The sequence below is a fragment of the uncultured Winogradskyella sp. genome (assembly GCF_947496485.1).
Classification (GTDB): Bacteria; Bacteroidota; Bacteroidia; order Flavobacteriales; family Flavobacteriaceae; genus Winogradskyella.
The window spans coordinates 635923-648826 of the sequence record NZ_CANMCZ010000001.1; the positions used below are offsets into that span (position 1 = coordinate 635923).

A 12904-nucleotide genomic window follows, 5' to 3' on the forward strand; every position below is an offset into this window, starting at 1 on the left:
ACGTGTTTGGATAATAAAAAAATGGAATTATGAAAAAAACTTACTTTTTTTACTTGTTGGTAGCCCTTTTCTCATTTGGGTTTAGTCAATCGACTATTGTTACTATCGATCGTGCAAATATCATCGGTCCCACAACTACTGGTCATGATCCTTCAATATCAGCGATAGGTCTTACTAGGGGCGTTGGTGTTGTGCGTCACACAGGTAGTTCCAACTTTTCCACTAGAAACTGGGATGCAACAAGTCAAGCTAGTGCTGTTGCCAACAATGAGTATTTACAGTGGTCTGTTTCTGCTAGTGCATCCAATAGTATTGAAATTACCGAATTTGATATTAGAACTAGAACAGGTACAAGTACAGATGGCCCAACAAATTGGCAAGTTTTTTACAGTACAGATGATTTTGCAACAGCTGGAATACCAGCAACGTCAGTCCAAACAGCATCTAATATCACTACTGATTTCAATTTTAATGGTTTAAGTATTTTGTCTGGTATAGGTGGTAAAATTACCTTTAGACTTTATGCATGGAATTCTACTACAACTAGTGGATGGTTTAGAATTATAAAAAATCCTGGATGGTCTGCATATGGTATTTCTGATCCAGGCCTAAGATTAATAGGCACAATAACTAGCTCTACTGCTAATAATACTGAATCTAACATTGTTGCAACTAGTTTCGATCCTTCCGATAATATTAACTATTCATTGTACAGTGAAACTTCTGGTTTAACAATATCTAATTCAATTAAAGTAGGTGAATTTTCGATTCAAGATGGTGGAGATGATTTAACCGATGCAGATGCTGTGGCCACCATTTTAACAGATTTAGAATTTGGTGTAACCAATAGTGATTTTATTGCTCGTTTAGCCATTTTTGATGGTATCACAAATATTTCGGAGACATCAATAGTTTCTGAAACAGCTACATTCTCTGGTATTAGTGGTATTAGCGCTTTAGACAATAGCACTAAAACTTTTGATGTTTATGCAACCTTTAACGCCTCAGTTATTGACAATGAGCAATTTCAATTGACTGTCAACTCTGCGTCAGCAGATGTTACTGGGTCATCATTCAATGCTTTTAATGCTGGCGGAGCTCAAACACCAATTACTGGTGATGATAATAGAATTGAAGTAATTGCAACTAAACTAATATACGACCAACAACCTACAGATACTTTTCAGTTTGAGATTATGACCCCTTTCCCTACTGTATTAGCAGTTGACAATAATAATAATCGCGATTTAGATTTTAATACAACCATTTCTGTTTTAGCTGCTGGTGGTTCATTAGAGCCGTCACTTATAAACTATACTTTGACAGATGGTTCTGCAATTCTTAATACTCTTATATTCACTGAGAGCGATATTGTTGAAACACTTGTAACATTTGGAGGTGGACTACCCGCAGCTATAAGTAATTCATTTAATGTCTTAGGTCCTTTGATTACTATTGCCTTACAAGATTTTGATTCCGGTTCACCTGATTGGACGTACTCTAGTGACGTAGCAACCTTTGATAATGGTTGGGGGATAGACGGATATTATGGAGTAATTGACATCTCAAATGCTGGACCTTTAGACTACCCTTCATTTTCAAATAATATTTTTGGTGAAAATGATTTAAATGACGAAGGCGAAAATGGCTCATCTGGCTTTGCAACTTTAACATTTGATACCATAGACATTAGTACTTATAATGACGTTGCACTAACATTTGATTGGGATGTTCATGGTTATGTAAGTGCTGCAAATTGTGATGCTGAATATAGGTTAATATACGATGGAATTCCTCAGCCTGTAGTTTTTCTTTTAAATGGAAATGGAGAAATCGACACCGATGAAGGTACTGTCTCTGTGAACATTCCTAACTCAGTAAATGCAGTTAGTTTAATAGTTAGAGTACGAAATGATGGCGAGACTGGTTACTCAGGTTTTGACAACTTTAAATTGACTAGTGTATTTGATGGTTTGCTTTACACCAATAATGGCTGGACACCGAATGCGCCTTCTACCTCTACTGGAAGTGAAGATGCATATGTTCTTGATGGAACTTATAATGTCGGAACCGACATAGTGCTCAATAGATTATTCATCAACAATGGTGCTACAACAACTGTTTCAGCAGGACAATCTATTACTTCAAATTCAGGTGTAATAAATAATGGGGTATTAGAATTAAATTCTGTTTCTACATCTTATTCTAGTTTAATTTCTGATAATGTAAATGGTGAAGTTGTTTATAACCGACACGTAAACCAATTTGCTTCTTCAGGTTCTTCAACAGGAAATAACGATTTAATTTCAGCACCTGTAACGAATGCAGACCAAACATTCTTAGTCCTAAGGACAGCGAATCCAGATATGCCATCTGGTACTATTGGAGGAGTGCCCTCTTTCTTATTCGGACCATTTGATAATAATGCAAATACATATATCAACTATACAGCAGCAGATGACAATTCTGTTATCACTTCTGGTATTGGATATAGAACGGCATCTACCGAACCCACTGGTTCTACATTTGAATTTGTTGGTAATGCCGAAACAGGAGCTATATCAACTCCGATCTCAGTTGGAACTGGAAGTGAATTTAACCTAGTCGGTAATCCCTATCCTTCATATATAAGCCTTTCTAGCTTCTTAGCCAGTAATAGCAGTGAATTTAGTCCGTCAACCTCTGGTGTATACGGTTATGATGGTGATGCAACCGATGGTTTTACAATTTGGAACCAAGCATACTCCGATGCCAATCCTACTGCAAAAATTACACCAGGTCAAGGATTTCTTGTAGCTTCTAAAGCTGGAGGAGGTACCATTGCTTTCACACCTGATATGCGTACAAAAGGTACAACGGACGATTTTATTGCCGGAAGATTTGCTAATTTAAACTTAGCGCATATGAAGCTTCAATTGTCTAAAGGAAATTCTTTATATAATACAGATCTATATTTTAATGATAATGCATCATTAGGTATGGATCCTGGTTATGATTCGGCAATGTTCGATGAAACTACACCAGCTTTTGCAATGTATTCCCATTTAGTTGAAAACAATTTTGGCAAAGACATGGCTGTACAATCTGTTAGTTATTCAGACATAGATAATGTTACTATTCCATTAGGAATTAATATAGCACAAGGAGAACAAGCTACTGTAAGTATATTTGAAAACAATATACCAGAAGGTATAACTGTAATTCTAGAGGACAACGTTACGAATACGTTTACTAATTTATTAGAAGGTGACTATATATTTACACCTACAACAACTCTAAGTGAGACAGGTCGTTTTTACATTCATTTCTCTAATACGACTCTGAATACTACAGAAAATATTTTAAATGGTTTAGAAATTTACACAAATGCTAATCCTAAAGAAATTGTAGTAAAAGGTCAATTAGAAAGTAAAACGACATTACAACTGTACGATATACAAGGTCGATTAGTTAACACACAATTATTAAATACTAAAGACACAAAACATACTGTTGATGTTTCTAATCTTTCTGCTGGCGTTTACGTAGTACAATTACTAAACAACTTTGGAAACAGAACTCAAAAAGTAATTTTGAAATAACACTTTTAAAATTTACACTTATTAAACTCAAGCGCATCTTTACAAGATGCGCTTTTTTTTATGGCTTTTTACAATCGCCAAACCCATTTTCTTTGGTTAGCAGAATAGTATTGTATACTACTATGATATAGAATGAGAATAAAATACTGCGTCTTAAATCATAACTAAATGTTCATTAATTTATACTTATCATTTAAAAATGGTGCTTTTATCTAAACCTAAGAACAATTTAGATAATTTAAGTATTTACAGTAGTCAAAGTGATAAAACTGTTGTTATTTCAGATCAGTAATTTGAGCTTACAACAGTAAAAATTTATGACTTACAAGGTAAAGTTATTAATACTTCATTATTACAAATTTCTGATAGATTTCAAACTATAGATATAAGTAATATGAGTACCTATGAGTACCGAAGATTATGCAGTTCAATTAACTAATAAGACTCAAAACAAATCCCGAAAAGTGATATTAAGAGAATCAGCTTATATTTAATACTAGCAAAACAAAAGAGCACTTGCAAAGTTTAATGCTCTTTTTTGTAAACACTTTTTTTATGTAAAAATATTAGTTGCTCAGAAACGATTTATCCAGATATAATTACTTTTCTTTATTATTGATGAATCGATTATATATAACTACAAAAATATAAGGCATAAAAAAAGAACTATAAAAACTTATCTCTTAAGTGCTCTAAGTAGAACTTAAAAGGAGTTGTTAAATAACAATTGTTAATATCTAAATGTATTAAAGCAATTTAAAAAGTACATTATTTTTAGATTTGCATGGGATTAATTTAATTTTTTGTGACAAATGATAAGAATTAGGTCTTACAAATAAGACCTGTATTATTATTCGATTACCAACTAGTAATCGTGCCTAATTTGTTATACTATGAAATTTTTAATACCCCTTTTCCTACTACTTAATTTTCAATTTACGAATGGGCAAGTTATTGCTGCATTTTCAGGCACAGCAACTCCAACTGTAGCCACAGTAAATGACATTAATGCGAGTGCTTTAACGCCAGGTTCAGGCGTAGAAATTCAGACGTCAGCAATATTTGAATGTAAACGTTGGACAAATTCTTCAGTTATTGATTTTACCGATTATATTGAATGGAGTGTTATAGCAAACTCTGATTTTTCGATAAATATAACAACCGTAAATGTATCTTATAATGCAGGTAATAAAGCGCCGCAAACTATAGAATTGAGAACAAGTTTAGATAATTATACAACCATATTGTTTTCAACATCTATTAACGCAAACTCTACTGGAGTCCTAAATATCCCAACCTCTCTTACTTCCCTAATTGGCGGAACAATTACATTTAGACTATTTGGCTATAATTCAGGCAATCCAAATGCCGCAAGTCGCTTTGGCATTAATGGAGGGTTAAACACTCAAATTGGATTAACAAACACTGGAATAACTTTAGAAGGTTCAGTAACTTACAATGGATTATACTATGATGGAACTTCTTGGACACCATTTGCGCCTAGTAGCACAACTGGTAGTAGTAATGCAATAGTAGCAGACGGAAGTTATACAATAAACTCAGATGTAAACCTTAATAACCTAGAAATCAGATCGCCGAGCACCTTAATTGTAGATAAAGGAGACTCTATAAATATATTTGGAAATTTAACAGTTGATGGTATTTTAGAACTATGTTCTGACTCTAATGAGTACTCAAGTCTTATTGTAGATGGAATAACATCAGGTGATGTTTCATACAAAAGACATGTTAACAATACAGCCGCAGTTGGAGAGGAAGACTCTAATGATTTAATTGCACCGCCTGTATCAGGTGAAGCTTTTAATAGTTTTTTGACTAATAACTCAAACATTGTAAGTAATAGTAGTAATACCTTATACCTATTTGGTCCTTTTGATAAGACAATTGGAAGTTATGTAACCTATTCTAATACAGAAACTGCAACATTAGACGCTGGAACTGGTTATAGGGCTGCATCTACGGATACTGGTACATTTACATTCACTGGTATAGTGAATACTGGTACAATCACAAAATCAATCAGTAATTCTGGCCCTGCATTTGAAGAATGGAATTTGATTGGCAACCCATATCCCAGTTATATAAAACTAGCTGACTTTCTGAGTAGTAATATTGCTCAACTAGACCCGTTTAGTGCGGGAATTTATGGTTATGATGGTGATGCAAGCGATGGCTGGACAATCTGGAATCAAGCTTATTCGGATGATAATCCTGGTACTGTAATTACTCCAGGTCAAGGCTTTTTGGTGGCTTCAAAAACAGGAGGTGGAAATATAACTTATAACGCTGATATGCGTTCGACCGGGAATTCTGATGATTTCATTCTAGGTCGTTCAAATAACATAAATTCATCTCACTTTAAACTTTTAATCTCGAATGATTCTAAATCTTATTCTACTGACTTTTATTTTAATCCTAATGCAAGTAGAGGTTTAGATATTGGATATGATGCAAGCCTTTTTGGCAATATAATACCTGCTTTCTCAGTATATTCTCAATTAATTGAAAACAACGAAGGAAGAGCTATGGCTATTCAAGCTTTTGGAGAAGATGACCTTTCAGATGCCACTATTCCTTTAGGAGTTAATGCAAATCAGGCAGAAGCTATTACGTTTAGTATTAATGTATCTACTTTACCAAGTACTGTTGATGTGTATTTAGAAGATAATGTTAATAATACATTCACATTATTAACAGCTAGTGATTATACACTAACGCCAAACACAAATTTGAATGGTACTGGTCGTTTCTACTTACATGTTACAAACGGTGCATTATCTACACCTGAAAATACTTTAGATAATTTGAGTATTTATAGTAATCAAAATAATAAAACTGTTGTTATTACTGGTCAGTTATTTCAGCCTACAACAGTAAAAATTTATGATTTACAAGGTAGAGTTGTGAATACTTCATTATTACAAATTTCTCACAGATCTCAATCTATAGATGTGAGCAATTTGAGTACGGGAGTTTATGTAGTTCAATTGGTTAATGAAACTCAAAACAAATATCAAAAAGTAATTATTCATTAATCATTTCTAAATAGTGACAAATCCAAAATAATCGTGTCCTACTTTTACGATACAGTATTTTTAATTAAAAATATCTATCTTAGTTATTAGGAATTAATTATTAAATGCTTAAAATAATATCTTAATTGTATGTTTTTTGAAGTTATTATTACTTGAGCTAATGAGTAATAATTAAAAAGCTATTTTAAAATAGAACTATTTATAGATAAAATACGTATATTGATAAGAAACCTTACTAATTAAAAGATGTAATCTCTTAATTATGATGTGATTTATAATAAAATACAATTCTTTAGAACCAATAAAAATTGATTTTATTGTAAACCTTTTCGTATTTTACTTTAATAAATAAATTATTTTACTATTTTTGAACCAAATTTAGGGCAAAAGCCATGAAGAAAGATAATAATACAGATAAAATCACCCGTAAAGAAGCCATTAATAAAATGGGTAAATATGCTGCATTAACTGCAGTAGGTACATTCGTGATTTTAAATCCGCTCAAAGCACAGTCGTCGTCACCACCAGACCCAGGAGGGAATCCTTTCGATTAATTTTTAGTTACAATTTTGAACAAAAGACTAGCACCAACTTATGAAAAGTTTTTTGGTGACTATTGGGTATTATGGTACTCCAAATCTAATAGTTATAGTATTGTTGAGCCTATATTTAAAAAGCTATTAGATTATTATCTTATATCTGATACTCTAGAAACTTTTAAAGCCAAATTGGCTAGTCATAAAAGTGTTCTAAATGCCGAAGTAATTGCAGAAACATTTCATAATTATCTTAATGATTCTAATAGATTAAAAGAATCTTCTAATCATAAACATATTACCTTTGATTCTTCTAATCGTAATATTTCGAAAAAATACGCTATTAAAAATATAACTATTCAGATTTATTATGATTCTGACTTAGTATTAAAAACAATACATCCTGCCTTAGCATATCTTTCAATCGAAAATAGTAATAACATTAAAACTACTTTCGATATTTATCTTCAAAATGAATTCTTATGTTTATTTAAAGATGAACAGTTAATTACTTGTGTTCACAAAAGAGACTACCACCTTATGCAAGGTAAATTTATAATGCATCTGCTTTGTACTATTCATGATATAGAGGAAGAAGATTGGATAGGAACTTTTCATGGTTCAACGATTATAGATGGAAACTCATCTATTCTATTTATCGGAAAATCTGGAAAAGGAAAAAGTACATTATGTACTTTATTAGCCTCCAATGATTTTGGCTTACTTTCAGATGACGTGTCTCCAATGCTTTCAGAAAACAAAAGCATATACTATAACCCTCTAGCAGTATCCATAAAGGAAGGTGCTTTTAAGGTTCTTAAACCAATCGTAGGTGATTTTGATGCTTTACCCACTATCAAATTTAATAAAACGAAAGGGGCTTTAAAGTACATATCTTGCAATAGACCAAAAAAAGATTATTACCCTTGCAATGCAATTGTTTTAGTAAATTATGAAAATAATTCAAAAACCGTTTTAGAAAAAGCATCAATTAAAACAATACTAGAAACAATAATTCCAGATTCTTGGTTGTCACCAAATCCTTTTCATGCAAAGCAGTTTTTAGATTGGTTGGAAGTAGTAAATATTTATAAACTAACATATAGCGATACTAAAAGTGTTACTGCAGAAGTTTCTAAATTATTTAAATACCTCAATAAAAACTAATAATAATTCTATATTAGTAGCTTGTTAAATAATCTATGGGTAATCTTGCCATTACATATCAACACATTGCGGATATCCTAAGTTTTGAAACTTCAAATCATAAATTAGAGAAAACACTTAGTCATCCTTCATTCAATTGGGATCATATTGTTGTAGAAGGCAGTAAACACTTAGTTTTACCTGCTATTTATTGTAGGCTAAAAGCTAAAAAACTATTAGGCTTATTGCCAAAAGAACTTAATAGCTACCTAACAGAAATTACATCATTGAATAGAAATAGAAATGAAGCCATATTAAAGCAGGTTCATTCTATATCCCAACTCTTAAACCAACACCAAATAAATTACACTTTTTTAAAGGGTTCTGCACTCATAGTGCAAGACATCTTTGAAGATATTGCTGAACGCATGATAGGTGATATTGATATTTTAGTTGATATAGATCAACTAGACAATGCATACCATCTATTAATAACAAATGGTTATACTCCAATAGAACAAACTCTAGGTAATGACTTTTTTGAGCATAAGCACCTCCCTAGATTAAAACCTAAGCATGAGATTTGTGCTGTAGAACTTCATCGAAAGTTATTTGTTTCGCACAGCAATACCGAACTAAAATCTAAAACTATACTAAGTAAAAAAATAAATCGGTCTAGTGTATTTATACCATCTACCGAACACCTTTTAATGCATAACATTCTTAATTTTCAAATCAATGATAAAGGCACTCTTTACAATAGCATAAGTTTTCGTTCAGCTTACGATACTATAGTTTTACTACAAGAGTATAACCATAAAAAAGAATGGTATAACAAATGGTATAACAAATGGTATAACAATAAGATTTTTAAACGCTATTTTAATTACACTAGTCTTTTCTTTAATGAAATAAAAATAATAACTAATGCTAAATCGAATTTCTTTACATCCTTTTATCTGTTTAAGTTAAAGCATATTAAGTTCTATAAATTTTGGAATCGCTTGTTAAAATTAACAAATTTCATATCAGTAATGTTAAATCGCATGTCTACTTTCTTGTTGAATAAATCCTACAGAAAAGCGATAATTAACGATAGAAAACGGATTTACATATATTTTAAGTCGATTTTCGATAATTTTTAGGTTTATTTTTGTAATTATTATAATAACTTTACATCAATATTTGTTTTATAATGCATAAAGTTTAACTTTGACCAAAATTCTGAGCATGAAGAAATTAATTTTATTAACCATATTAGTAGTATTTAGTTTATCATCTTTTGCCCAACGAAATAATAACGAGTGGTTTTTAAGCGTTGGTTTTAACTCTGTAAATAGTTTGGGGTCTCATTCACCTATATTTCATCCAGATGAATGGATTACACAGTTCCCAATTTCTGCAGCTGTAGAATTTAATTGGAGTGAAGACTTTGCTATCGAACAATCAATAACCTTAAATGGTTTTACTGAAGAAGACGAAATTGACGGCGTCGATTTAAAAAAAGATTACAACTATTTATCTTTTGACACCCATATAAAATATTATTTTGGAAAGCACCTTTTTGGTCGTACGAGCAATATTGATTGGTTAGATCTTTATGTAAATGCTGGTCTTGGCTTCTTTAGCATAGATGAGACTAATATATCTGCTAATTTAGGTGGTGGAGCTTTATTTTGGTTAAACCAAAATAGAAGTTTTGGTATTAGAGCTCAAGTTATTGGTAAGTTTGCATTTAATCATTCTGAGAGTGGATTAGATAATAACCACTATCAATATCATTTACAAGCAGTATTTAAATTATAATAGGACCATAATAAAATAAATAAAAAAGGCGCACTACTATAATGCGCCTTTTTATTTTTATTGTTCTTCCCTCAAAAGCTTATCAAAATAATTTATTGTATGCTTTAACCCTTCTTTTAGGTGAACTTTAGGCTCCCAGCCTCCTAACTCTTTTTTCGCTAAATTTATATCTGGTTGACGTTGTAAAGGGTCATCTTGTGGCAAAGGCATATATGTGATTTTTGATTTAGAATCTATTATATCAGTTATTTCCTTTGCTAATTCTAACATTGTAAATTCTACAGGGTTACCTATGTTTACAGGACCTACAAAGCTATCTCTACTATTCATCATTCTATGAGTTCCTTCGATAAGATCATCTACGTATTGAAAACTTCTAGTTTGAGTTCCATCACCAAAGATAGTTATATCATCACCCTTTAAAGCCTGAACAATAAAATTTGATACTACTCTTCCATCTTGAGGATGCATTCTAGGACCATACGTATTAAAAATGCGAATGATTTTAATCTTCACTTGGTTTTGGTTATGGTAATCCATAAATAAGGTTTCAGCGCAACGCTTACCTTCATCATAACAGGAACGTAGACCAATTGGATTAACGTTTCCCCAATAACTTTCTGGCTGAGGGTGTACTGTTGGGTCGCCGTAAACCTCACTAGTGGAAGCCTGTAATATTTTTGCTCCAACTCGTTTAGCCAAACCTAGCATATTTATAGCTCCCATAACCGAGGTTTTAACTGTTTTTATAGGATTATATTGATAATGTACTGGTGAGGCAGGACAAGCCAAATTATATATTTCGTCAACTTCAATCATATATGGATTGGTAATATCATGTCGAACTAACTCAAAATAGTGGTTATCCATTAGGTGCTCAATATTTCGTTTTGAGCCAGTAAAATAATTATCTAAACAAATAACTTCGTTGCCTTCTTTTAATAAACGATCACATAAATGAGAGCCCACAAACCCAGCGCCTCCAGTTACCAATATTCTTTTCATGTATTAATGATTTCTATTAATGTTTAAAAATAAGACTTTATTTATTAGTTACTAATAACCTGCAAAATTAAAATTAAGCATTGTTTTCACATAGTTATATAATTCAGGAAACTGTCCTCTAAATTCATTAGGTGTTTCTATAAAGGTTTCTATAATAACAGACAAAAATTCGTATTGGTTTGTATAGGCATAATCCCTAAAGTATTCTGATTCAATTAAGCGCTGCCTATAAGCTTTGTTACTTTCTAAAAAGTTAACAATATCAGTAAATCCATTTAAAAAAATAGCTGCTCTAAAACCTTTATTTTTAAGACAATCTAGATGCAAAGCATGCACAATCTCATGTATTGCCAAATTAAAGTTATCGTTTTCAATTGAATATCCAAGTAATACATCCTCCCAGGAAAATACAATAGCCTTATAGGAAGGATTAAACTCTCCTTTGTGCAAATTTTGATTTGTATTAGAATAAAAAGCTTTGGGGTATAACAGTATTTTATTAACTAAATCTATGCGGTAATTTCTAAACCCAAAAGTTATCATTACTAAAGTGCCAAGTATCAATATTTTCATATGGTCATCAATCTTCAATTGGTCTCTACCAACAAACTCTGTATTATCGAATAGTTTAGCCAGTCGGTGTTGAAAATAGATTCTTTCTTTATCAGATAGTTTATTATAAAAAAACAATTCATTCTTTAAAATTGTTTGCTGACTCTTAGTAAGTCGCTTCAACCCAAAATAAACATGATTATAAAGAGGTTTCCTGAACCTTGAGGCATAGAAAAAGAGTATCGCCCTAAAGACTCTATACATTATAAATAGAGTTATTAAAACAACACCTATAGGTATAACATAATTAGACATTAGTTCTCGTTCAAAAATTTCTTGCTGGGTTTGTAATAACATAAAAAAGTGATTGAAGGATTTAAAATTATATAAATTTTACTCTATTTAATTCTAAAACGTTTTTTTCTTTTATGCATTTCATAAAATACTATGATTGTAAATAAAAAATGCTGAAGCGAGCATAATCATTTTTTGCTCTTCTTCAGCATTTATTTGTGACCTCGAGAGGATTCGAACCTCCAACCCTCAGAGCCGAAATCTGATATTCTATCCAGTTGAACTACGAGGCCATTTCTACATACCTACATTATGATAAATCTAAAGGTGGTATTTATTAAGTAATCTGTTGATGTTTATGATAACTTAGCCTTAACTATAGTAGAAATAGTCTTTCCATCCGCTTGACCAGCTAATTCTTTAGAAACGATTCCCATGACTTTACCCATATCTTTCATACCTTCAGCACCAGTTTCTTCAATAGTCATAACAACAACTTTTTCAATTTCTTCCTCACTAAGGGCCTCAGGTAAAAACTGACTAATAATTTCTGCTTGGTCAATCTCTGGCAATGCTAAATCTTTGCGGTCTTGTTCTAAAAATATGGCAGCACTATCTTTGCGCTGTTTTACCATTTTAGATAGTATTTTTATTTCTGTTTCTTCAGTCAACTCTTCTTTTGATCCAGAAGCCGTTTGCGCTAACAATATCTCAGACTTTACAGCTCTTAAAGCTGCTAAAGCTGTTTGGTCTTTTTCTTTCATTGCTGCCTTCATAGCAGTCATTATATCTTCTTGTAAGCTCATAATTACCTTAATTTTAGTCTGTGGCTAAGATACTAAAAAGTTGTGGTGAACTCAGCACAAAAATACTCTATCAACAAAAAGCCCAAAAAGTTGGAGACACTTTTTGGGCTTTGACAATTGGT

Annotated in this window: 9 protein-coding genes and 1 tRNA gene; 6 read left to right on the top strand and 4 right to left on the bottom strand. The window is 31.8% G+C overall.

Features of this window, described 5'->3' with window-relative positions:
* Positions 1 to 29: 29 nt before the first annotated feature.
* The 6 genes from Q0822_RS02675 (at position 30) to Q0822_RS02700 (ending at position 10125) form a co-directional block, all read left to right on the top strand.
* Positions 30 to 3581, top strand: a complete 3552-nt coding sequence (locus tag Q0822_RS02675) for a T9SS type A sorting domain-containing protein (protein ID WP_299119810.1) — start codon at positions 30 to 32, stop codon at positions 3579 to 3581.
* 893 nt (positions 3582 to 4474) lie between these two features.
* Positions 4475 to 6637: a T9SS type A sorting domain-containing protein gene (locus Q0822_RS02680; RefSeq protein WP_299119813.1), complete on the top strand. Its 2163-nt coding sequence runs from the start codon at positions 4475 to 4477 to the stop codon at positions 6635 to 6637.
* A gap of 392 nt (positions 6638 to 7029) precedes the next feature.
* Positions 7030 to 7191 carry a hypothetical protein gene (locus Q0822_RS02685; protein WP_299119816.1) on the top strand — a complete coding sequence of 54 codons (162 nt, stop codon included), beginning with the start codon at positions 7030 to 7032 and terminating at the stop codon, positions 7189 to 7191.
* Positions 7192 to 7206: 15 nt separating this feature from the next.
* Positions 7207 to 8340, top strand: a complete 1134-nt coding sequence (locus Q0822_RS02690) for a hypothetical protein (protein ID WP_299119818.1) — start codon at positions 7207 to 7209, stop codon at positions 8338 to 8340.
* Positions 8341 to 8375: 35 nt separating this feature from the next.
* Positions 8376 to 9464: a nucleotidyltransferase family protein gene (locus Q0822_RS02695; RefSeq protein ID WP_299119821.1), complete on the top strand. Its 1089-nt coding sequence runs from the start codon at positions 8376 to 8378 to the stop codon at positions 9462 to 9464.
* A gap of 85 nt (positions 9465 to 9549) precedes the next feature.
* A complete protein-coding gene (locus tag Q0822_RS02700; protein ID WP_299119823.1) occupies positions 9550 to 10125 on the top strand; it encodes a hypothetical protein in 576 nt (191 codons plus the stop codon).
* A 57-nt stretch (positions 10126 to 10182) separates the two neighbouring features.
* On the opposite strand, the gene Q0822_RS02705 is transcribed toward Q0822_RS02700, so the two are convergent.
* The 4 genes from Q0822_RS02705 to Q0822_RS02720 form a co-directional block, all read right to left on the bottom strand.
* The gene (locus Q0822_RS02705; protein ID WP_299119825.1) at positions 10183 to 11130 is read right to left on the bottom strand and encodes a UDP-glucuronic acid decarboxylase family protein; all 948 of its coding nucleotides are present in this window, start codon (positions 11128 to 11130) and stop codon (positions 10183 to 10185) included.
* Positions 11131 to 11181: 51 nt separating this feature from the next.
* A complete protein-coding gene (locus Q0822_RS02710) occupies positions 11182 to 12039 on the bottom strand; it encodes a zinc-dependent peptidase (protein WP_299119827.1) in 858 nt (285 codons plus the stop codon).
* 156 nt (positions 12040 to 12195) lie between these two features.
* Positions 12196 to 12269, bottom strand: a tRNA-Arg gene (locus Q0822_RS02715).
* A gap of 63 nt (positions 12270 to 12332) precedes the next feature.
* On the bottom strand, positions 12333 to 12782 hold the full coding sequence (locus Q0822_RS02720) for a GatB/YqeY domain-containing protein (protein WP_299119829.1): 450 nt from the start codon (positions 12780 to 12782) through the stop codon (positions 12333 to 12335).
* Positions 12783 to 12904: the final 122 nt, after the last annotated feature.

Excerpts from the sequence above, each read along its gene's own strand:
- Q0822_RS02675 (WP_299119810.1), top strand. The coding sequence starts at position 30 with ATGAAAAAAACTTACTTTTTTTACTTGTTGGTAGCCCTTTTCTCATTT.
- Q0822_RS02680 (WP_299119813.1), top strand. The coding sequence starts at position 4,475 with ATGAAATTTTTAATACCCCTTTTCCTACTACTTAATTTTCAATTTACG.
- Q0822_RS02685 (WP_299119816.1), top strand. The coding sequence starts at position 7,030 with ATGAAGAAAGATAATAATACAGATAAAATCACCCGTAAAGAAGCCATT.
- Q0822_RS02695 (WP_299119821.1), top strand. The coding sequence starts at position 8,376 with ATGGGTAATCTTGCCATTACATATCAACACATTGCGGATATCCTAAGT.
- Q0822_RS02700 (WP_299119823.1), top strand. The coding sequence starts at position 9,550 with ATGAAGAAATTAATTTTATTAACCATATTAGTAGTATTTAGTTTATCA.
- Q0822_RS02705 (WP_299119825.1), bottom strand. The coding sequence starts at position 11,130 with ATGAAAAGAATATTGGTAACTGGAGGCGCTGGGTTTGTGGGCTCTCAT.
- Q0822_RS02710 (WP_299119827.1), bottom strand. The coding sequence starts at position 12,039 with ATGTTATTACAAACCCAGCAAGAAATTTTTGAACGAGAACTAATGTCT.
- Q0822_RS02720 (WP_299119829.1), bottom strand. The coding sequence starts at position 12,782 with ATGAGCTTACAAGAAGATATAATGACTGCTATGAAGGCAGCAATGAAA.